The sequence below is a fragment of the Terriglobus tenax genome (assembly GCF_025685395.1).
Lineage (GTDB): Bacteria > Acidobacteriota > Terriglobia > Terriglobales > Acidobacteriaceae > Terriglobus > Terriglobus tenax.
Map to the genome: position 1 here is coordinate 158,020 of NZ_JAGSYA010000004.1, position 21,650 is coordinate 179,669.

General features: G+C 59.7%; 20 protein-coding genes. 11 read left to right on the forward strand and 9 right to left on the reverse strand.

What is annotated here, in order from left to right; translation table 11 throughout:
* Positions 1 to 15: 15 nt before the first annotated feature.
* The 6 genes from shc to OHL13_RS06345 are packed head-to-tail and all read left to right on the forward strand — an operon-like array spanning position 16 to position 6,474.
* Positions 16 to 2,052, forward strand: coding sequence for a squalene--hopene cyclase (gene shc, locus OHL13_RS06320; RefSeq protein ID WP_263409287.1), 2,037 nt, complete (start codon positions 16 to 18; stop codon positions 2,050 to 2,052).
* A 30-nt stretch (positions 2,053 to 2,082) separates the two neighbouring features.
* On the forward strand, positions 2,083 to 3,210 hold the full coding sequence (hpnH, locus tag OHL13_RS06325) for an adenosyl-hopene transferase HpnH (RefSeq protein WP_263409288.1): 1,128 nt from the start codon (positions 2,083 to 2,085) through the stop codon (positions 3,208 to 3,210).
* 3 nt (positions 3,211 to 3,213) lie between these two features.
* On the forward strand, positions 3,214 to 3,663 hold the full coding sequence (locus tag OHL13_RS06330) for a hypothetical protein (RefSeq protein ID WP_263409289.1): 450 nt from the start codon (positions 3,214 to 3,216) through the stop codon (positions 3,661 to 3,663).
* Positions 3,664 to 3,719: 56 nt separating this feature from the next.
* The gene (gene hpnA, locus OHL13_RS06335; protein ID WP_263409290.1) at positions 3,720 to 4,727 is read left to right on the forward strand and encodes a hopanoid-associated sugar epimerase; all 1,008 of its coding nucleotides are present in this window, start codon (positions 3,720 to 3,722) and stop codon (positions 4,725 to 4,727) included.
* Complete coding sequence (locus OHL13_RS06340) at positions 4,727 to 5,404, forward strand: phosphorylase family protein (protein WP_263409291.1); 678 nt, start codon at positions 4,727 to 4,729, stop codon at positions 5,402 to 5,404. The genes hpnA and OHL13_RS06340 overlap by 1 nt, the downstream gene beginning before the upstream one ends.
* Positions 5,401 to 6,474: a zinc-dependent dehydrogenase gene (locus OHL13_RS06345; protein WP_263409292.1), complete on the forward strand. Its 1,074-nt coding sequence runs from the start codon at positions 5,401 to 5,403 to the stop codon at positions 6,472 to 6,474. The genes OHL13_RS06340 and OHL13_RS06345 overlap by 4 nt, the downstream gene beginning before the upstream one ends.
* A 50-nt stretch (positions 6,475 to 6,524) precedes the next feature.
* Here the strand turns inward: OHL13_RS06345 and OHL13_RS06350 are convergent, their stop codons facing one another.
* Complete coding sequence (locus OHL13_RS06350; protein ID WP_263409293.1) at positions 6,525 to 7,457, reverse strand: glycerophosphodiester phosphodiesterase family protein; 933 nt, start codon at positions 7,455 to 7,457, stop codon at positions 6,525 to 6,527.
* Positions 7,458 to 7,564: 107 nt separating this feature from the next.
* Between OHL13_RS06350 and OHL13_RS06355 the strand changes: the two genes are divergently transcribed.
* A complete protein-coding gene (locus tag OHL13_RS06355) occupies positions 7,565 to 8,545 on the forward strand; it encodes an energy transducer TonB (RefSeq protein ID WP_263409294.1) in 981 nt (326 codons plus the stop codon).
* On the opposite strand, the gene OHL13_RS06360 is transcribed toward OHL13_RS06355, so the two are convergent.
* Positions 8,542 to 9,576 (reverse strand): M20/M25/M40 family metallo-hydrolase, encoded by a 1,035-nt coding sequence (locus OHL13_RS06360; protein ID WP_263409295.1) that lies wholly within the window; start codon positions 9,574 to 9,576, stop codon positions 8,542 to 8,544. The two genes, OHL13_RS06355 and OHL13_RS06360, sit on opposite strands and share 4 nt — an antisense overlap.
* A 49-nt stretch (positions 9,577 to 9,625) precedes the next feature.
* Here OHL13_RS06360 and OHL13_RS06365 point away from each other — a divergent pair, with 49 nt between their 5' ends.
* Positions 9,626 to 10,315, forward strand: a complete 690-nt coding sequence (locus OHL13_RS06365) for an alpha/beta hydrolase (RefSeq protein ID WP_263409296.1) — start codon at positions 9,626 to 9,628, stop codon at positions 10,313 to 10,315.
* Here OHL13_RS06365 and OHL13_RS06370 read toward each other — a convergent pair.
* On the reverse strand, positions 10,312 to 11,235 hold the full coding sequence (locus OHL13_RS06370; protein WP_263409297.1) for an alpha/beta fold hydrolase: 924 nt from the start codon (positions 11,233 to 11,235) through the stop codon (positions 10,312 to 10,314). The genes OHL13_RS06365 and OHL13_RS06370 overlap by 4 nt on opposite strands.
* Positions 11,236 to 11,489: 254 nt before the next feature.
* Here OHL13_RS06370 and OHL13_RS06375 point away from each other — a divergent pair, with 254 nt between their 5' ends.
* Positions 11,490 to 14,369 (forward strand): ATP-binding protein, encoded by a 2,880-nt coding sequence (locus OHL13_RS06375; protein WP_263409298.1) that lies wholly within the window; start codon positions 11,490 to 11,492, stop codon positions 14,367 to 14,369.
* The gene (locus OHL13_RS06380) at positions 14,362 to 15,798 is read left to right on the forward strand and encodes a sigma-54-dependent transcriptional regulator (protein WP_263409299.1); all 1,437 of its coding nucleotides are present in this window, start codon (positions 14,362 to 14,364) and stop codon (positions 15,796 to 15,798) included. The genes OHL13_RS06375 and OHL13_RS06380 overlap by 8 nt, the downstream gene beginning before the upstream one ends.
* 61 nt (positions 15,799 to 15,859) lie before the next feature.
* Here the strand turns inward: OHL13_RS06380 and OHL13_RS06385 are convergent, their stop codons facing one another.
* The 6 genes from OHL13_RS06385 to OHL13_RS06410 form a co-directional block, all read right to left on the reverse strand.
* Complete coding sequence (locus OHL13_RS06385) at positions 15,860 to 16,630, reverse strand: cytochrome c oxidase subunit 3 (protein ID WP_263409300.1); 771 nt, start codon at positions 16,628 to 16,630, stop codon at positions 15,860 to 15,862.
* Between the two features lie 59 nt (positions 16,631 to 16,689).
* Entirely contained in the window at positions 16,690 to 17,307 is a 618-nt protein-coding gene (gene pdxT / locus OHL13_RS06390) for a pyridoxal 5'-phosphate synthase glutaminase subunit PdxT (RefSeq protein ID WP_263409301.1), read from the reverse strand.
* A gap of 76 nt (positions 17,308 to 17,383) precedes the next feature.
* Positions 17,384 to 18,343, reverse strand: coding sequence for a pyridoxal 5'-phosphate synthase lyase subunit PdxS (gene pdxS, locus OHL13_RS06395; protein WP_263409302.1), 960 nt, complete (start codon positions 18,341 to 18,343; stop codon positions 17,384 to 17,386).
* A gap of 143 nt (positions 18,344 to 18,486) precedes the next feature.
* A complete protein-coding gene (locus OHL13_RS06400; protein WP_263409303.1) occupies positions 18,487 to 18,618 on the reverse strand; it encodes a hypothetical protein in 132 nt (43 codons plus the stop codon).
* 130 nt (positions 18,619 to 18,748) lie between these two features.
* Positions 18,749 to 18,913 (reverse strand): hypothetical protein, encoded by a 165-nt coding sequence (locus OHL13_RS06405; protein WP_263409304.1) that lies wholly within the window; start codon positions 18,911 to 18,913, stop codon positions 18,749 to 18,751.
* A gap of 133 nt (positions 18,914 to 19,046) precedes the next feature.
* Positions 19,047 to 21,077 carry a RecQ family ATP-dependent DNA helicase gene (locus tag OHL13_RS06410; RefSeq protein WP_263409305.1) on the reverse strand — a complete coding sequence of 677 codons (2,031 nt, stop codon included), beginning with the start codon at positions 21,075 to 21,077 and terminating at the stop codon, positions 19,047 to 19,049.
* A gap of 275 nt (positions 21,078 to 21,352) precedes the next feature.
* Between OHL13_RS06410 and OHL13_RS06415 the strand changes: the two genes are divergently transcribed.
* The gene (locus tag OHL13_RS06415; RefSeq protein ID WP_020710367.1) at positions 21,353 to 21,580 is read left to right on the forward strand and encodes a hypothetical protein; all 228 of its coding nucleotides are present in this window, start codon (positions 21,353 to 21,355) and stop codon (positions 21,578 to 21,580) included.
* Positions 21,581 to 21,650 lie beyond the last annotated feature (70 nt).

Here is a 21,650-nt window from a genome sequence, read left to right on the forward strand (position 1 = left end):
AGGGTTTTCGAACGCATGGCAATGGACGCAGGTAAATCGACGGCATCGTCTCAGGCAGGCTCACAGCCTCGCTTTGGACGCATGGACCTCGAACTGGAGAAGGTCTCTTCCGGAATCAGGCGTGCGACCGAGTGGCTTTTCGGTCAGCAGCATGAGGACGGTTACTGGTGTGGCGAACTGGAAGCAGATGTCATGCTCGAAGCGGATTACGTCTTCGTTCATACTCTGCTGGGGACGGGCGAGCGCGGCCGGATGGAGCGCGCGGTCAACGAGATTCTCCGCCACCAGAATGAGGACGGCGGATGGAGCCTCTATCCCGGTGGCCCCTCGAATGTGAACTACGGCGTGAAAGCCTACCTGGCGCTGAAGCTGATGGGTTGGAAGGCTGATCATCCGTTGATGGTCAAGGCGCGTGAGAACGTGCTTTCGCTGGGCGGCGTGGTGGAGTGCAATACCTTCACCAAGCTCTATCTCTGCGCTCTGGGTGCCTACGATTACGATGCCGTACCGGCTATTCCGCCGGAGATCATCCTCTTTCCCAACTGGTTCTACTTCAACATCTACGAGATTTCTTCGTGGTCGCGCGGCATTCTGGTGCCACTGTCGATCATCTACGCGAAGAAGCCTTTCAAGAAGCTGGCTCCGGAAGAGGAGATCGACGAGCTCTTCGTGGGTGGCCGCGCCAACGCGAACCTTCATCTCCGCTGGGACAAGAAGCGCCCCGTCAGCTGGCGCAACTTCTTTCTTCTGTGTGACCGCGTGGCCCATTGGGCGGAGCGCGTGCATATCCGCCCGCTTCGCTCCATGGCTTTGAAGAAGGCCGAGAAGTGGATGCTGGAGCGCTTTGAGAAGTCCGACGGCCTGGGCGCAATTTATCCGGCCATGCTGAACGCCATCGTCGCTCTGCGCTGCCTCGGCTTCTCCATGGACGACCCCGTCCTGATTCGCGCCATGGACGAGTTTGAAAAGCTGGGCATCGATTGCCCGGAAGGCACACCGGACTACCCGACGCCGACCTTCCGTATGCAGCCCTGCCTGCCCCCGGTATGGGATACGGCACAGGCCATCTATGCGCTGGGCGAAGCCGGAGTCTCCAAGGAAGATCCGCGCCTGCTGAAGGCCGCAGACTGGATTCTGAGCAAGGAAGTCCGCTTCAAGGGCGACTGGGCCGAAAAGGTCAAAAATGTCGAACCAGGTGGATGGTACTTCGAGTTCAACAATGAATTTTACCCGGATGTCGATGATACCGGACAGGTTCTGCTTGCACTGAAGAGTGTGGAGAATCCCCGCGAGCGCTACCAGGACGAGGTTTGCCAGCGTGCCCTGAACTGGATCTGGGCCATGCAGTGCAAGAACGGCGGATGGGCGGCCTTCGACAAAGACAACACGAAGACCATCTTCGAGCAGATTCCGTTTGCCGATCACAATGCCATGCTGGACCCGCCGACGGTCGACATTACCGGCCGCATGCTGGAGATGCTCGCGCTTTATGGCTATGACCGCTCCGACAAGCGTGTCGAGAAGGCGGTGCAGTTCATCCTCTCCGAACAGGAGAGCGATGGCAGCTGGTTTGGCCGCTGGGGCGTGAACTATCTCTACGGCACCTTCCTGGTTCTGCGTGGTCTGCAGTCCATGGGCATGTGGAGCCACGAGCCATGCGTTCTACAGGCAACCGAATGGGTGCGCATGGTGCAGAACTCCGATGGCGGATGGGGCGAAAGCTGTGGCACATACGACGATCCGCTGAAGAAGGGCATTGGCCCCAGCACACCGTCCCAGACAGCCTGGGCATTGCTGGCGCTACTGGCCGGTGGAGATGTCCGTTCGGATTCCGTAGCGAAGGGCGTTCGCTGGCTGATTGACCATCAGCATGAAGACGGCAGTTGGGATGAGCTGGTGCCGGGACGTAATGGGGAAAGCTATTACACCGGAACGGGCTTCCCGCGCGTCTTTTACCTTGGCTACCACCTGTACAAGCAGTATTTCCCGCTGCTGGCATTGACGACTTATATCAAGGCGCGCGAGACAGAAGTCTCCGGCGCATTGCAATAACCAAGTTTTTACCCCAAGGAGCGTGAGTCGATGGCAGTGCCAATCTCACAGATGTTCACTGTTGCGAGCTATGTTCTGAAGCAGAAGATCAAGGGCCGCAAGCGGTATCCGCTGGTGCTGATGCTGGAGCCGTTGTTCCGCTGCAACCTGGCGTGTGCCGGCTGCGGCAAGATCCAGTACCCGGCTCATATTCTGAAGACCGATCTGACGCCCGAGCAGTGCTTTGCCGCGGTGGAAGAGTGCGGCACGCCGATGGTCTCCATCCCCGGCGGAGAGCCCCTGCTGCATCCGCAGATGCCGGAGATCGTCGCCGGCCTGGTGGCTCGCAAGAAGTACGTCTACATGTGCACCAACGCTCTCCTGCTGAAGGAGAAGCTGCACCTGTTTACGCCGAGCAAGTACCTCTCCTTCTCCGTCCACGTCGACGGCCAGAAGGAACACCATGACTTCTCCGTATGCCGCGAGGGTGGCCACGACCAGGCGATGGAGGGTGTCCGCGAGGCCGTGAAGCGCGGCTTCCGCGTCACGACCAACACCACGCTCTTCGATGGTGCCGATCCGAACTCTGTGCGTGCGCACTTTGATGAGCTGATGGCTGCCGGTGTTGAGAGCATGATGGTGTCTCCGGGTTACACCTATGACAAGGCGCCGGACCAGAACCACTTCCTTGGCAAGGCCAAGTCGCGCCGCCTGTTCCGCGCCATCCTGTCGAACCGCAAGAAGAACTGGCAGTTCAACACGCATCCGCTCTTCGCCGAGTTCCTGATGGGCAAGCGCAACTTCGAGTGCACGCCCTGGGGCATGCCGACCTACAACATCTTCGGCTGGCAGAAACCCTGCTACCTGCTGCAGGACGGCTACGCCGACACCTTCCAGGAGCTGATGGAAGCCACCGAGTGGGCCAACTACGGCGCCAAGAGCGGCAACCCGCGCTGCGCTAACTGCATGGTCCACTCCGGCCACGAGGCCTCCGCCGTTGACTACGGCTTCGGCTCCCTGAAGGGTTTCATCGATACGGCCAAGGCATTCCTCTCCGGTTCCTACCAGGACGCTGGCGCACAGAAGATTCTCAACGAGTGGCAGCCGGAGCACCGTGGCCAGCTGGTACAGATTGCCGCCCCCGCGGCACAGCAGACCGAGCTGGTCTCAGGAGACTAATCCATGTCGACACTGCAGCAGGAATCCGCAAAGATCGAGCAGTTGAAGCACCAGTCGTTTGACGAACTGGAGCACGTGGCTGGTCGCGAACGCGAAAACCTTGAGGGCTGGATCCCGGAGCTCGCCACCGCAGACGAAGTTCGCGAAGCTCTGGAAAAAGCTTTTGACTACCGTGGTGATGTAACCGTCACCCTGAAGGACGGAACTGTGGTGGAAGGCTATGTCTTCGACCGCCGTTCCGGCACCTCGCTCACCGATTCCTTTATCCGCATTCTTCCTTCCAAGGGCGACCGCGGCAAGGTGAATGTCGCTTATGGCGACATCGCCGCTCTGGCCTTTACGGGCCGCGACACCGCAGCTGGAAAGACCTTTGAAGCCTGGGTAAAGAAGTACTGGGAGAAGAAGGCAGCGGGCGAAAAGAATATTGGCATCGAAGCCGAAAAGCTGGACTAAACTTTCTACCGGATGCCGGCACGATTCGCCGGCATCGTCATTTTTAGTGTGAGGGCATGAACGTCTTTCTCACCGGAGCGACCGGGTTCGTCGGGAACCATGTCGCGCGCTGTTATGCGGGCCAGGGCGCAAATCTGCGCCTGCTGACGCGCGGCACCAACAATGTACAACTGGAAGGCATTCCGGCGGAGATCATCACCGGCGATCTGCTGCGCCCGGAAGACCTGCGCACCGCGATCCGCGGTTGCGATGCTGTCGTCCACGTTGCCGCTGACTACCGCCTCTGGGTCCGCAATCCGGACGAAATGTATGCGTCCAATGTGACCGGCACTCGTGAGCTTCTGCGTATCGCACGTGAAGAGAAGGTGCCGCACTTCATCTATACCTCCAGCGTCGCGACCATGGGCTTTAAGACCGATGGCACCATTGTGGATGAGACCACGCCTGTGTCGATTGCCGACATGATGGGCCATTACAAGCGCTCCAAGTTTCTTGCCGAGCAGGAAGCCATCAGCGCAGCCCAGCTCGGCCAGCGTGTGATGATTCTTAATCCGACCACGCCCATCGGCTCACGTGATGTGAAGCCGACACCCACCGGCCGCATTGTGGTGGACTTCCTGAATCGCAAGTTTCCGGCGTATGTCGATACCGGTCTGAACCTGGTGGACGTCGTCGAGGTCGCACGCATGCACCTTGCAGCACTTGATGCGGGAAGGCCGGGCGAACGGTATATCCTCGGAGGTGAAAACCTGACACTGAAGCAGATTCTCGACCGCATGTCTGCAATTACCGGGCTGCCGTCCCCCACCATGAAAGTTCCTCATTCGGTAGCCATGGTCTTTGCGTTTTTCGACGAAACGTTTACAGGCAAGCTGCGCGGCAAAGAACCGCGTGCAACCGTGGAGGCTGTGCGCATGGGCAGGAAGAAGATGTTTGCATCTTCAGCAAAGGCGGAGCGGGAACTGGGCTTCAAGGTGCTCCCGGTTTACAAGGCGCTTCGTTCAGCCATCGACTGGTTCGTTGACAACAGCTATGCACCGTCGTACGAAGGGAAGCGCGCCTGATGGAGGAATGCTTCGGAATCATTGCAGCTCTTCCTGGAGAGCTGAAGCCTCTTGTCAGTGGTTGGCAGCAGTTGGAAACAGTCAACGGGGTGAATGCCTGGAAGCATCCATCGCGCCCGGTCTACGCCGTATGCGCAGGCATGGGTGCTGAGCGTGCCAGGCAGGCCTTCGCACAGCTGACCAACCTCTGCGAACCCACAACAGTGCTCTCTATCGGCTGGGCAGGGTCGATCGATCCGCGTCTGCCTGTAGGCTCGGTGCACTATCCCTCGCAGATCGTCGACAGTGAAGCGGAAGAACATTACCCGCTGCATCTGGACAGCAGCATGCTGCTGATCTCCGCCGATAAGGTGGCTGATCGTGGCGAGAAGTATCGCCTCGCCCTGGCATATTCGAACGCTGCGCTTGTCGACATGGAAGCCGCAACGGTTGCCGGTCTCTCCTTTGCGCGAGGCTGCAAGTTCCGTTGCATCAAGGCGGTCTCTGACGGCGCCAATGAAGAGCTGCCGGACATGAACCCCTACATCACCAAGGACGGCAAGTTCGCAACAGCTCCGTTCGTTGCCAGCGTGATGGTACGTCCCTGGTACTGGGCCGCGCTCGCACGCTTCGGCAAGAATGCAAAGATCGCTGCGGAGAACCTCGCTGTCGCTGTAAAGAAGGACCTGAATCTATGAGTCAATTGGAAGTCCCCGCGACGATGCGGGCAGCCGTGTATCGCGGCGTGGAAGATGTGCGTATTGAAACCGTACCTGTACCGGAGATCGGCGCGGGAGAGGTCCTGGTCAAGATTCACACCTGCGGCATCTGCGGTACAGACCTGAAGAAGATCCACACCGGTTCGCACTCGGCTCCGCGCGTCTTCGGTCACGAAATGAGTGGTACGGTCGTCAAGGTCGGAGAGGGTATTGAAGACTTCTCCGTAGGCGATCGCGTGATGGCCTTCCATCACATTCCCTGCGGCGAGTGCTACTACTGCCGCAAGCACACCTTCGCCCAGTGCGAGACATATAAGAAGGTTGGCACCACAGCTGGCTTTGCGCCTTCAGGTGGAGGCTTCGCCGAGTACATCCGCGTGATGGACTGGATCGTGAAGCGCGGTCTGGTGAAGATCCCCGACGGCGTTCCATTTGAACAGGCTGCATTCATTGAGCCAGTGAACACCTGCTTCAAGGCCATCAAGATGCTTGATCTGAAGCCTGATGAGACAGTGCTTGTCATAGGCCAGGGCTCCATTGGCGTTCTTCTGGCGGCTCTCGCCGCGCGCACCGGGGCCACCGTTCTCACAAGCGATATGTTTGCGGAGCGCCATGCCGTTGCAGCAAAGTTTGGCCTGAAGCATCCCATCGATGCAAAAGGAGATGTCGTAGCCGCCGCGCGTTCCGCCACCGAAGGCCGGGGTGCGGATGTAACCCTGGTTGCCGTTGGCAGCGACAAGCTGATTCCGCTGGCTATGGATGCAACACGCCCCGGTGGCCGCGTCATGCTCTTCGCGTCCACGCAGCATGGCGAGGCCGTCTTTGATCCCGCCGCGGTCTGCATGGATGAGAAAACACTGATGGGCAGCTACTCCGCCTCGGTCGCCATTCAGGATGAAGGCGCTCAGCTTGTTCTCAATGGCTACAACGATGGCTTTGACCTGACACAGCTTATCTCGCATCGCTTCACGCTGGAAGAAGCCGTGCAGGGAATTCACCTGGCATCGAATCCGCAGCCGGACTCGATGAAAATCGTGATCCAGCCGTAGTCCGACAACAGATGTAAGAATGGGCACGGCTTACACCGTGCCCATTCTTTTTATTTATGCAGCGCAGGCTTCTGCGAGCGGAGCCATGTGAGCAGCCCCGCAGGATCGTCGGTAATGATGCCGTCGACTTTCGCCTCAGTCAGCTTCTTCCAGCCTTCCGCTGTATTCGAAGTGTAGGGAACCACCTGCAGTCCTGCCTTGTGCGCCGCGGCAACTTCTTCCAAAGTGACAAGGCTTTCATCCGGGCTCAGGATCGTCGCACCCGAAACCTCTGCGATATGCGCAAAGCTCTTGTCCTTGTCCGTAATCCCCATAAAGATGTCGTATTTCGCCTGCCCAAACAGGGCCGACAGACGGATCTTCGGATCAATCTTCTTCATGGCGAGCAGGGTGCGGAAGTCAAAGCTCTGCAGGATAACGCGCGACTCAAGATGATGTTTCCGCACGGCGTCATCAATCATCTGCACAAAGATTTCGGGCGAAGGTGTCAGCTCCGGGTGAGCGGCCGAGATCTTCGTCTCCACGTTGAACTCGAACTTTCCCTGCGGTGCCAGCGCCAGCACTTCGTCAAAGGTGGGAATAGGCGTTCCCGGCACAGCCTTCTGCTGCGGAAAAGCGGCAAGCGTGGTCGCGCCACAGTCATACGCCTTCACCTCGGCCAGCGTCAGCGAATGAATCAGGGTTCCCGCCGGCCGCTCGGGTCCTTTACAGTGACGTTCATTCGCGAGCACGGCCTTCATAAAAGCATCCGTCCCTTCGGGCTGTACCAGGTAAGGCGAGTGCGAGACGACCAGGACGTTATCCTTCGTCACGGCAAGATCAAGTTCCAGAACATCCGCACCTGTATCGATGGCGTACTGGAAGGCCGGGATCGTATTCTCCGGCCGCGCGGAGCGGCCTCCGCGATGGGCGTGTACAAGAACCGTCTGGGCAGTGGCAGGCAAAGCTGCCGCAAGAAGCAGGAGAGCAAATCGCATACGCATGCAGAAAGCATCCGGGAGCGCCGTTACAGGGGCATGAAGCGTGTACAAGAATTTCTGCTGTCTGCCGCGAAAGCTGCTTGTAACATGGTGCTGCAAGAAGGAGCCGCATGCGCACCATAGCCATAGCCGTCCTGGCGTTCACATTGTCCTGCGAGGCTCAACAGCCGTCGGACGCGCTGCAGGTTGCTCCGGAGGTGATGGCAGCTCAGTCCATCAGCAAAACCCCGCCACTCTATCCTCCCATTGCACGCGCTGCGCATGTGCAGGGCGACGTTGTCGTCAGGGCTCTTATCGGGACCGATGGCAGCGTCGTCGATGCAGAGGCTATCAGCGGCCCTGCGATGCTGCGCCGTTCCGCTGTCGATGCCGTGTTGCAATGGACGTATCAACCCTTCCTGAAAAATGGAAAGCCGATGGTGGTGCAGACCACCGTCACCGTACATTACGAGATCGCCAAAGAGGCTCCGCCTTCCGTGACGGGTAGCCCGGTACGCATCGCTGCCGGCATGATGGCGGGTCACATCGTTCAGAAAGCCAATCCTGTCTATCCGCCCGAGGCCCGTGCAGCGCATGTGGAAGGCACCGTCGTGATGCACGCCATCATTGGCAAAGACGGCACAATTCGAAACCTGACGGTAGAGAGCGGGCCGGAGATGCTGCGCGACTCAGCCGTCGAAGCCGTGCGTCAGTGGACGTACCAGCCCTACCTGCTGAACGGGGAACCCGTCGAAGTGAACACGGTCATCGCAGTTAATTACAAGATGGAAGCCACCTCACCGCCCCCGCCTCCAGCACGCGTGCGCGTCTCCGCCGGTGTCATGGCAGCACTGCTTGAGAAGAAGGTGATGCCGGTGTGGCCACCAGATGCGACCCGGCAGAACGTGAACGGAACCGTCGTCCTGCATGTTGTGATCGGAAAGGATGGCTCCGTGATCGAGGCCGACGTTATCTCAGGCCCGGAGGTCCTGCGTCCGTCCTACCTGGAGGCCGTACAGCAATGGCAGTATCGCCCCTACCTTCTCAATGGAGAGCCTGTAGAGGTCGATACGACCATTGCGATGAATGTCCTGATGGCAGCGGAGCGCTAAGCCAGCAACTGCTTCGTCAGCTTCACATAAAGCTGCACGCACTCCAGCAGCTCCTTCTTGTTGATCTTCTCGTTCGGCGTATGGGCCACGTGAATCGATCCCGGCCCCAGCAGGAAGGGCTCGCCCCAGTGAGTGAGCTGCGGAATATCGGTCGCGTACTTGACCACCTTCATCGGCAGATCGCATTCCAGCTTGCGCATCTTCACAAAGGGAAGGTGCAGCGTGTACTTCACGTCGCAGCGATCGCCAACGGCTGCGTTGACCAGGCTCTCAACCTCTTCCGCCGGACCGACAAGACGGACAAGAATATGCGCTTCCGCTGCGTCCGGAATCACATTCGGCGCACGGCCGCCGGTGATCAGACCGATGTTCAAGGTAGCAGGACCAATCTCCGGCTCTACCGGCAGCTCTAGTGCGCGAACGTCAGCCAGCACATCGAGAAGTTTTTCAATGGCCGAATCACCCAGCTCCGGATACGCCGAGTGCGCCATCTTCCCCTTCGCACGCAGCTCAATGCGCAGGGCACCCTTGGTGGCCGTAGCCAGATAGTTGTCCGTCGGCTCGCCGTTGATCAGGAAGCGCGATCCCTTGGGGCTCTTGTTTGCCAGCTTCGCGCCGGCCGAGTCACGCTCTTCGCCAACGACGAACAGCAGACCCACGTTTACCCCCTCGGCACGCAGCAGCTCCGCCGCCGCAACCTGGCAGGCAATAATGCCTTTGGCATCGCACGCTCCGCGACCGTAGACATTCTCCTCATCCTCCGTGGAGGGGAAGAAGGGCGGAACGGTGTCCATATGCGTTGAGAAGACAATCTCCGGCGTCACACCGGGCAGGCAGGCATAGACATTGAAGCGCTCGGACTCGCCTGCGGGCGTGCCGGCCAACTCGGTCTGTTCGACCCTGGTCTTTTCAATCTCGTAGCCCAGTTTGCCCAGGTAGTCGGCAAGGAAATGGCCCGCTGGGCCTTCAAAATAGGTCGTCGATTCGATGTCGACAAGCTGCCGTGTCAGTTGGATAGGATCGATGGCCATGCTGCTCAAGGATAACTGAACCTCGCGCATCGGCCTTTATGATGAGTGTGTGAGCTTTGCCTCGAAGATTGAAGCCGTTGACGACCTCTCCTGTTCCGCTGGGAAACTGGAGGCCATTCTGAACACCGGGCGTGATGACGCCCCTTACACGGCGCTGGTTGCACACCCGCATCCGCTGGGCGGCGGCACCATGCACAACAAGGTGGTCTACCACGCCATGAAGGCCTTCAATCACTTCGGCCTTCCTGTACTGCGCTTCAACTTCCGCGGCACCGGGCTGAGCGAAGGCTCGCATGACCACGGCATCGGAGAGCAGGAGGATGTCCGCTGCGGTCTTGACTGGCTAACAGCGCGCTTCGGCAAACCAGTCCTGTTCGCGGGCTTCTCCTTCGGATCGAATGTCGGCATGCGCGTCTGCTGCAACGATGATCGTGTCCCGGCGCTGGTGGCGCTTGGCCTGCCGATCGAAGCCGAAGGACGTGTCTATCAGTACGACTTTCTGAGTGCCTGCGTGAAACCTCGCCTGTTTCTCTCGGGCGATCATGACCCCTTTGGCCCCGTAGCCGAGGTCGAAAAAGTGATTGCGCCTTTGCCGGAACCGAAGCAGATGATCTGGATTCCCGGGGGAGACCACTTTTTTGCCGCAACGCCGGACTCTCCCGGCTCCAAGCTGGAACAGATGCGCGAAGCCATGATTCACTGGCTCGCCGGCAACGTGCCCGGCCTTGAACCGGCTTAGGCAACCTCGCTGGAACGGGTCTCCTCGACCTCGCCGATCGCATTGCGCCGCAACCAGTCCGTCAGCAGAAGGTTCGTCTCTTCCGGCATTTCGTCAAAAAGCAGATGACCCGCACCAGGAATGACCTCCAGCTCCGCCTGCGGCAGTATGGCATGCAACTGTTCTGCCAGCTCCAGTGGTGCCGTACGGTCCCTGTCTCCCCATAGCAGCAGAACCTTCTGTTGCCGCAGGGCAGGCATCGCCATGTTCACCGCCTGCATATTCTGCCGCCAGCGACGCACAATGGAAAGCGTGTGTGCAATGGCTCCTGGCCTGCGCAACGCGCGCAGGTAAAGATCCAGCGTCTCCTCACTGGCCAGCTCGCCATTGCCATACATGCGCGTGAGCGCCAGCGCCTGCAGCCGCCGAGGAAGCTCCGGAACACGATGCGCAAACCAGCCGCCGAGGGGGCTGCTCCAGAACCGGACAATCGGCCACAGGCTACGCGACGCCAAAGTCGGCGGAGCTATCAGGACCAGGGAAGCGACACGCTCCGGATACCGGGCCGCAAAAACCATGGCCAGCGACCCTCCATAGGAATGGCCTATCAGGTGAGTCCGCTCCACACCCCTTTTTTCTAACAAGGCTAGCAGGCGTTCGGCGGTAGCAGCCATCTCTGCCGGCTGTTCCGGAATCCATCCATGCTGCTCGCAGAGCACCTGGTCAATGGCAAGCACCCGATGGGTCCGGGCAAGAACAGGGATATTCCACCGCCAGACCTCAGCCGCACCCAGCAGGCCGTGCAGCAGCACCACGGGAGTTCCAGTTCCGGCCTCCAGCAAACGCATGTTGCAACCAGGTGACACCGTAACCTGTACCGGCTCGATCGCCAGCTCATCAGGCACTCCGCTCGTCATCCAGTCCAACAGGTTCCTCTTCATCCGCGCATCGCCTCTACAGCTTTGGGATGCACCCGCGCCATAGCCTGGATGTCCGGCGAACGAATGCCATCTCGGGCAATCCAAACATGTGAAAGCACACGCTCGCACGCTTCAACTTCCCGTATTCTGGATACACCTACGTAATTTGGAAACACAACCTGTATCCTTTTCAAAGACTTAGCCCGGCAGCCAGTGGAAAAACTTTGGTCTGTGACGTGCTGCTTACTCAGGCAGAATAAGAGTTAGGAATCTTGATGCCGAAGGCCTTCCAAGTCCGCGTCACGGCGATTGTGCTCGCCCTCTTGACCGCGGCTGCCTGCGTGCTCGGCATCATGAATTTCCTCCGCGAGGCACGGTTTGAGCTGCCGACCGACGGCGTCTGGTGGGTCGAGTCACAGGGAGGTCTTCGCGCCGAACGCGTGCCGCTGAACTCTCCCGCACAACGCGCCGGCATCCGCCCGGGAGACCTGCTGGTCTCCGTCGATGAACATCCTACCCCGCGTGTCGCCTCTCTAAACCGCCAGATCTTCCGTCACGGTGTCTGGTCGCGTGGCACCTATTCCGTACGCCGGGATGGCGGCAAGTCGCGCTTCGATGTACAGGTCATCTTCGAGCCTGCCGACCGCTCCATCAACCAGGGCATGCGGCTGATTGGTCTGGTCTATCTCGGCATCGGTCTCTATGTATTGTTCCGGCGCTGGACCGCGCCCGGTTCCTTGCATTTCTATCTCTTCTGCCTGGCCAGCTTTGTCCTGTACGCCTTCAAGTACACCGGCGAACTGGATGCTCTGGATCAGACCGTCTTCTACGGCAATCTGTTGGCCGGGGCGCTGCAGCCTGCGCTCTTCCTTCACTTCGCCGTCAGCTTCGGACGCAGTTCCAACAGCCTGCCGCGCCGTATCCTGTCGGGCGCCCTGTACCTTCCCGGCTTCATCGTCGGAACCCTGCAGATCCTAGCCATCACCGTCTGGTCGGCAACGGAGCAGTTGCATCACCGGCTTGACCAGATCTCCATCGGCTACCTGTCGGCTTTCTACGTCACGGCCGCCATCGTCTTCTATACCCGCTATCGCCGCGCCCGCTCCGGCCTGGAACGCCAGCAGCTCAAATGGCTCTCACGCGGCGCTCTGATCGCGGTGGTTCCGTTCACGCTGCTCTACACCATTCCGTACATGGCGGACTGGGACATCTGGCCGATCGTCGCCAAGCTCTCCGGCCTGTCCCTGGTCTTTCTGCCGCTGACCTTCTCCTGGGCCATCGTGCGTTACCGCCTGATGGACGTGGACCTGATCTTCAAGCGCGGCGTCACCTATACCTTGGCCACAGCCGGCCTCGTGGGCCTGTACTTTGCCGTCATCGCCGTCTCCGCCGAGCTGGTGCATACCCGGCTGCCCAACCTGCGCGCCTGGGGACTGGTCGCGGCCATTGTCGTCACCTCGCTGATCTTCGATCCACTGAAGAATGTCATCCAGGAGCGTGTTGACAAGCTCTTTGACCGGCGGCGGTTTGACTATCGCAGCACGCTGATTGACTTCGGCCGCAGTCTTTCTTCGCAGACCGACATCAACCTGCTGACCCGTTCCATTGTGGAGCGTCTGCAGCAGACGTTGCTGGTCACACGTCTCGCGTTGTTCACCTCGGACGAGCAGGGAGCCCCGCTGCATCTCGCTGCCTCGCATGGTCTCAGCGAGGTCGTTCTCGGCGATCTCAGCTTCCTGGACTTCTCCAGCGGAGCCCGGCACCTGTTTCTGGAGACGCCGCAGCACGCACTCCATCTTCCGGAGTCGCAACAGTCCACCGCCGCCGCGCTGGACCTGAACTATTACCTTGCCTGTACTGTCGGCGACCCGGCCACGCATTCGCAACGCACCATCGCCGTCATCGGCCTGGGACGTACCTCGCGCGGAGACTTTCTCTCGTCGGAAGATATCGAAGTTCTCGAATCCCTGGCAGGCTATATCGGCATTGCTATCCAGAACGCACAGCTCTACACGCGCCTGCAGCGCCAGGTGAATGAGTTCGAGCGACTGAAGGAGTTCAACGAGAACATCGTCGAGTCGATCCACATTGGCATCTTCGCTGTCGACCTGGAAGACCGCATCGAGAGCTGGAACGCCGAGATGGAGGTCATGTACGCGACCTCACGCGGCTCCGCTCTGCGCCGTCCGCTCAATGAAGTCTTCCCGGAAGAGTTCGTCACTGAATTTGGCCGGTTGAAGTCCGAAGCCACCACGCACACGCTGTACAAGTTCCGTCTGCCTACGCCAACCGGAGAAATCCGCACCGCCAACATCGCCATTGCGCCCCTGTTGACGCGCGACTTTGTTCCCGTGGGACGCATCGTGCTGGTCGACGACATTACCGACCGTGTGAACATGGAAGGCCAGCTCGCACAGGCAGAAAAACTCTCGTCGATCGGCTTGCTCGCTGCTGGCATCGCGCACGAGGTGAACACCCCGCTGGCCGTTATTTCTTCGTACGCTCAGATGCTGACCAAACACGCCGGTGGCGATCCGCGGCTTTCGCCGATCCTCGAAAAGATCACGCAGCAGACCTTCCGCGCCTCAGAGATTGCGAACGGACTTCTGAACTTCTCGCGCACCAGCACAACCGAGTTCACCCAGTTAAACGTCAATACCGTCATGCGGGATACGATCGCTCTGCTGGAGCACCAGATGAAGACCTCGCGCGTAAAGCTGGACGTCGACATGGCCGAGGATCTGCCGTTCATTCGTGGCAACCAGGGCAAGCTGCAACAGGTGGCGCTGAATCTTCTGATGAATGCCAAGGACGCTCTCTTCGACCGCCCAGAAGGCCGCCTCAACGTTCAGACGCTGTCAGTCAATGGCAATGTCATCGTGCGCATCAGCGATAACGGCAGTGGCATCGACCCCGCCAATCTGCATAAGATCTACGATCCATTCTTCACGACCAAGCTCCAGCCTGCTGCAGGGCAACGGAAGGGAACCGGCCTCGGCCTTTCCGTGACCTACGGCATCATGCAGGAGCACAACGGCAAGATCGATGTTGAGAGTGAACCAGGCGTTGGTACGGTCTTTACCCTTGAATTTCCTGCACTGCCTGGCAGCACGCGGCTAGGCACCGAGGCCAGCGGACGAACGATTCATGCCTGAAAGTCTCACGATGAACCCGCCTGTTGCGGGCCTCTCGCTGCCCACCGGCGGCGGACGCATCCTGATCATTGACGACGAAGCCGCCATCCGCGACTCGCTGGAAACACTCCTGACCCTGGAAGGCTTCACCGTCACCATGGCGGAAGAGGGTGCCTCCGGAACAGATCTGCTCGCACGCGAAGAGTTTGACCTGCTGCTGCTTGACCTGTCGCTGCCCGGCGAAAGCGGAATGGACCTGCTGCCCAAGATCAAGGCGGCCCATCCACAGCTTCCGGTCATCATGATCACGGCCTATGGAGCCGTGGCCAACGTCGTCGAAGCCATCCGGCTCGGCGCGGAGAACTTCGTTCAGAAGCCGTGGGACAACGAGAAGCTGCTTGCCGACATCCGCTCGGCTATCGGCAAACGCCGCGCGGAGCAGGAGGTGCTGCAGCTTCGTCGCGCCATGAAGCAGCGCTACCAGTTCACCAACATCGTGGGCAAAAGCGACGTGATGCTGAAGCTGCTGGACCTGGTCGCGCAGGTGGCTGTCTCCCGTTCCACCGTTCTGATCTACGGCGAGAGCGGTACCGGCAAGGAGCTGATCGCAAAGGCGATTCACTCCCACTCGCCGCGTAAGGATAAGCCCTTTGTCCCCGTCAATGTCGGAGCCGTGCCGACGGACCTTCTCGAGTCCACGCTCTTCGGGCACATGAAGGGAGCCTTTACCTCGGCCGTTGCTTCCAAGAAAGGCCTCTTCGAGGCTGCTGACGGAGGTACGCTCTTCCTCGACGAGATCGGCACCATGCCGATGGAGACACAGGCCAAGGTGCTGCGCGCTCTGCAGGAGCGCCGGTTTATGCCGCTCGGCGGAACCCAGGAGATTGCGGTGGATGTTCGCATCCTGGCCGCCACCAACGTTGACCTGCACCAGGCCGTCAAGGAAGGCCGCTTCCGCGAGGATCTCTTCTACCGCCTGAATGTGATCTCCGTGGAATTGCCGCCGCTGCGCAACCGCCGCGAAGATATTCCACTTCTGGCTCAGCACTTCCTCAAGCGCTTCTCTGAAGAGAACGGCCTGCCGGAACGTACACTCTCCTCCGACGCCATGCGCATGGTGCTGGATCACGGCTGGCCGGGCAACATCCGGGAGCTGGAGAATGCCATGGAGCGCGGCGTAGTGCTGTCCACCGGCCCGCAGATCATGCCGGAGCAGTTGCCCCCGCAGTTGACCGGCAACACCTACTCCGCCGCGTTGATGGAACATGACCCCGCGTCCAGCCTCTCAGACATCATGGAAGAGATCGAGCGCCGCATCATCACCGACCGCCTGGAGCGCTGCAACTGGAACCAGACCGAGGCCGCGGCCTTCTTCAAGATTCCACTCAGCACGCTGAACCAGAAGATCAAGCGCCTGAACATCGAACTGCGGAAGCGCAGCCGCGATTAATCGCTGGGCGTGTCATCCTGAGCGTAGCGAAGGACCTGCTTTTGCTTGTGGAGAGAGTGTTTTACTGCGCGAAGACAAGCAGCCCGAAGAGGAAGATCCAGAAGACACCCATCGAGTGCCAGTACCACGCGGTACAGTCCACGATGATCTGGCGTGTCTCCAGCTTGCGTACGGCATACAGCCCTGCCAGTGCAGCGCCAAGGGCAGCAATGCCAACAACAAGGTGGGCCCCGTGAATGCCGGTAATCAGGTAGAAGAACTTGCTCGAAGGGTTCGAGTTGAAGCTGTGGTGAGTCTGGCTTAGCTGCTGCCAGGCAACAAGCTGTCCCACCACAAACACCATTCCGAAGAGTAGTGTGGCCACCAGCCATGGCATGGCTCGCTTCGTGCTTGGCTTGCCCAGCCCCAGCCATTCTTCCATGGCGTCAATCTCGCGGAACATGGGACGGCGCGCCAGTTCCATGGTGACAGAACTCAGTAACAGGGCAATGGTGTTATACCAGAGGATGCGCGGAATCGCGATGGGCACCCAGTCCACGACATAGTCGTTATGGGCGTCAATGTGGCCGCTGGTCTGCCGCACAAAGAAGGCGCAGACAATGACGGCAAAGAACATCAGGTCGCCGGCCAGTGCAAAGAAGATACCCATGCGGAAACGGGTCAGAACCTCGCGTGGACCGCGGCTGCCTGCCGGGCGGTTATCCCAGTTGTCTCCATCACCACCGCCGCCTGTAGGCTTACGGTCAACGGGCGGACGCCGGCCAGAACCGCTGTCGCCGTCGTCTAGACGGCGCTTGCGTTCCGTTTCGTTCGGTGTCAGGATCGCCGGCACAGGAGCCTCTCGTTAACAACAAGATTACTCCCGTTTCTGTCTTTTCGCGTAGATGTTTGTTACAGTGCGTGAACTTCTGTAGATGCCTGCGCCAGTTTGTGCTCCCGTACCATGTCTACAAACAACGCGTGCACGCGCGTGTCAGACGAAAGTTCCGGGTGGAAGGTGGCAGCCAGCACACGCCCTTCGCGCACCAGTACCGGATCGCCATCGCGGCGCGCCAGCACCTCCACACCACTGCCCACGGCGGCAATGCGTGGAGCGCGGATATAGACCGTTTCCAGCGGCCCTCCGGGCAGCGTCGTCTCGGTCTCGATGATCGTCGAGTCGATCTGCCGCCCGTAGGCATTGCGCTCCACCGTGGCGTCCAGTACGGCCAGCGACTTCTGCGCTGGGTTACGGACATCCTTCGCCAGCAGAATGGTTCCGGCACAGGTGCCGAACGACGGCTTGTGCTGGACAAACTTGCTCAGCGCGTCAAAGAAACCGTTGCGCTCCAGGTGCTTCAGAAAGGTGGTCGACTCGCCGCCCGGCAGAATCAGACCGTCCAGAGAGGCAAGTTCCTCCGGCGTGCGGACAAGCGGGGCATTCACGCCAAGCGAGCGCAATACCTGAGCATGAGCGTCAAAGGCTCCCTGTACGGCAAGCACGCCAATGGTCAAATGTTCCTGGGTCATCTCTACCTATGAAAAAACAGCGAAGCGGATTGTGTCCACTTCGCTGTTCCGGAAGAACGGTTGTGCAGCAGGGAAGTTACCAGCCGCGGGTCTGCATGCGCTGCGACTCTTCAAGCCCTGCGGCAGCCAGGCCCTTCATGCTGCCGATCAGCATCTCGCTGGCCTCAGAGACAATCTTCGGATCGTTGAAGTGCGTCGCCGCCAGCACAATCGCCTTGGCGCGCGAGATCGCTTCGTCACGCTGCTTGGAACCAGGGGTCAGGTCCAGAGGCGTCGCGCCGTCCTTCATGAAGATGCCGGATCCGACAAAGACCGTCTCTGCGCCAAGCTGCATCATCAGGGCAGCGTCAGCCGGGGTGGCAATGCCACCGGCGGAGAAGTTCGGTACCGGCAGCTTACCGGCGGCAGCGACCATCTTCACCAGCTCATACGGAGCTCCGTGCAGCTTTGCCTCATTGAACAACTCTTCTTCGCGAAGAGCGCTCAGGATACGGATCTCGCGGGTGATCTGGCGCATGTGTTGCACAGCATGCACTACGTCGCCGGTACCCGGCTCACCCTTGGTACGGATCATCGCCGCGCCTTCCGCAATGCGGCGAAGAGCTTCGCCCAGGTTGCGTGCGCCGCAGACAAACGGCGTCGTGAAGGCGTGCTTGTCGATGTGGTAGGTTTCATCGGCCGGGGTCAAAACCTCGGACTCGTCGATAAAATCGACACCGAGCGACTCCAGGACCTGCGCCTCGGCAAAGTGGCCGATGCGGGCCTTGGCCATCACCGGAATGGACACCGTCGCCATGATCTCTTTGATTAGCTTCGGGTTCGCCATACGGGCCACGCCACCCTCAGCGCGGATCATCGCCGGTACGCGCTCCAGGGCCATTACGGAAACAGCGCCAGCCTCTTCGGCAATGCGTGCCTGCTCCACGTTCATGACGTCCATAATGACGCCACCCTTGAGCATCTCAGCCAGGCCGGTCTTCAGGCGCAGACCCGTGCCATTCGAGTTGCCGTTACTGTTGCCATTCAGGTGTGCCATCGCGTAGAGCTCCTTCTGAATTGGTCCGGTAATGCTTTGCCGCAGCCGGGAGAAAATTCCGGGTCCGCCCTGGGACTGGACGTGCAGATCAGGGTTGCTCGGGAAACTCTTATGTTAGCAGGTTTTGGGGTGCGGAAGTGTCTTCAGAAGGACTGAGTCTGTAACACCAGCGTGCCTGTATAAGAACCGGCTGGAAGCTGCGGCGTGCTGCTCAAATCAATCTTCAAATTCAGCGTATCGGTGCGGACGGAAAGAATATCCAGCAGAACGCTCATAAAGTAAATTTGGAGCCCCGAACCTCCACCAAATGGCGTCGTCTGGCTAAACGCCGTGCAGGAAGCAGGAGAGCCGGTTGAGCTTGCCCATACACCTGCGGACTCGCAATATTGCCCGACGCGCCATCCGTCAACGCCGTACTAGCCGCAGCTCCGTGAAGTTGACACTTGTTGGTGTTGCCGCGATCGACAGCGTCGCGTTGAGCGTAACAGTTTGCGTATTGGAATTGACCTGCGCGAACGCGCCTTCAGCCAGCAGCCCAAGGGCTATCAGTTTTAAAAACAGGCGAAGCATAGCCTATCCCTCCGGAAATCAGAGTGCGGAGCACAACCCCGCCTTTTCCATTCATCGGCCATGGAGCAGGCTGCAACAGGCTGGTTTCCGGGGGTAATGGGTCTAAGGTAATGAAATCAGGGGGTAATGAAAATCAGGCCATGCACAACGCGCAAATCGCTTCACCGAAGCGTTGCGCCTTGCTGGGTCCAATGCCATCAACTTCCATCAGGTCTTCAAGCGTTCGTGGACGCTGCAGCACAATCGAACGCAGCGTCCGGTCCGCAAGAATCATGAACGGCGGCTGCTTCAGGCGGCGAGCCTCTTCCGTGCGCCAGTTGCGGATCTGCTGTTCCAGTTCGAGCTGCGCCGGGTTCAACGCCACCATCTCTTCAACCTCAGCAGACTTGCGCTTGCGCGAGATTGCGGCAGGGCGTGGAGCAGCCGGCACCTCGTTGCCAGTCATCAGCACACCCAGCGAATCGCCGTCTGACAGCATCTCTCCATCGCGTGTCACCGAAACGCGCTTGTAGGGAATCGTGCGCCCCTCGGCGTTCTCAAAGCTCGCGTTCTCCAGGCTCACCCAGCCGGAACGAGCCAGTCCTCCCAGCAGATCCTCCATCTCATTCCGCGAAGGGCTGCCACCTGGGAACAGCTCGCTGTGCAGCTTGCCCGTGGATTTTCCGCCAGACCGTTTCAGCGCACGCAGAATCGTCCACATCGCTTCCTCTTCGGCCATGCTGGCGCTGCGGTAGTTCACCGCAATCGCACTCTCAGGCGAGCAGAAGTCGCACTTGCCGCACATACGCCGCGCATCCACCGTATCGCCAAAGTGGGCAATCAACGCAGACATTCGGCACTGGTGCGCTCCGGCAAAACCGATCATGCGTTCAATCTGCCCCTTGCGCTGCGAAAGCTGGTGCTCATAGGTCTTGCGCCAGTCGGCAATGCGGCCACGGATGGCAAAACCTTCAAAGTCCACCAGGCAGGCGCCGTGCGCCACCAGCTTTTCGACGGCGGAGGAGAAGACCTCCGCGTCCATACGCAGTTCACTGCGCAGATAGTCCAGCTCCACGGGCTGATCGCTCAGCTTGCGGAAGATACGGTCCAGTTCTGTCGACGGCGGGTACGACTTCTCCAGCAGAAAATCCTGTGTCCGCTTGTCCGCATAGCTATGCAGCAGAACGCACCGGCTCGGCTTCCAGTCACGCCCGGCACGGCCAATCTCCTGGTAATAGGCCTCAACCGATCCCGGAAGAGAGACATGGATGACAGTCCGGACATCAGCCTTGTCGACTCCCATGCCAAAGGCAACGGTTGCGACGACAATCTCAAGCTCTCCGGCAAGAAACTTCTTCTGAGTCTGCTCGCGGACCTCGGGAGCCAGCCCCGCATGGTACGGCGCGGCGGGGAACTCGGTCGCAAGCTCCTGAGCCAGGGCTTCGGCATCGCGCCGCGACGAAGCATAGACCACCGCCGGACGCCGTTCCGGAGCTTCCAGAAGCCGTTTTGCGGTGGCAAAACGCTCGTTTTTGGGGGTCTCAGCCACCTCAATGGCCAGGTTTTCGCGCCGGAAACCGTACACAAACCGCGCTGGCTGGTGAAGGTCGAGCTGCGCAATGATGTCTTCCTGCACCTGCAGAGTCGCAGTGGCCGTCAAGGCAACGATGACCGCCGGGCGTAGAGCCTTCACATACTGGCCCAGCAGACGGTAATCCGGACGGAAGTCATGGCCCCACTGCGAGATGCAGTGGGCCTCGTCAATGGCCACCAGCGACGGCGGACGCTTGGCCAGCATCTCCATGAAGCCGGGCACGCGCAACCTCTCCGGCGCAACAAACAGGAATTGCAGGTTGCCATCCAGGTAGTCTCGGCAGGCCTGGCGCTGCGCCTCGCGGGGCAGGCCGGAATGAATGCGAGCCACGGCCAGCCCGGCAGCCTCAAGCTTCGAAGACTGGTCATCCATCAACGCGATCAACGGGCTGACAACCAGCGCCGTCCCTCCGAGAGCAACGGCAGGCAACTGATAACAAAGGGACTTACCTGACCCCGTCGGCATAACCAGCAACAGGTCCCGGCCCTCGACCGCGGCACGGCATACCTCTTCCTGCCCCTCACGGAATGCGTCGAATCCGAAGGTCGTTTGCAGCAGCGCGCGCAGGTTGGTTGAGGAGCTCTGAGGCATGGGCCGAAACCACCATCTTCGCACAAACTTCGCCGTGGAAGAATCCACACGCTCACCAGGAAACGCACATAAATGAAGTAAATAAATGACTTACATGCGTCCACAAGCCTTCGGCGGAGCAGGTCTTCATCATGGAAACACTTGATTTTGTGCGAAAATCGGCGTACTCTAGTTTCTTGTGGCTTAGCTCCCCTTAGTTGGCTGGAAGCTCTCCGGGATGCTGGCCACATTGCACCAAAAGCACGAAACAACCTAACGAGGACACGAAAAACTGCATGGCAAAGCGTCGTGGCAATCCGAACTGGGGTAAGCCGGAGCCGATTGGACCGGTAGTTCCTACAGTGACATCGTTCGAGCAAGTGGTGAAAGAGTTCAAGCTGACCCCGGACCAGTATGTCCGTTCGACGCGCCTGCGTGAGTGGGCTCGCCGTAACAAGAATTCGAAGTACATCCCTGAGGCTCTGCTGGAAGCCTGGGGCTTCGAAATCGAATCGACTCTGTAAGAAATTCAGCAAGAAGTCACACCGAAGACGCCGCCCATGCGCGGCGTCTTCTTCGTTTAATCCAGGTCCG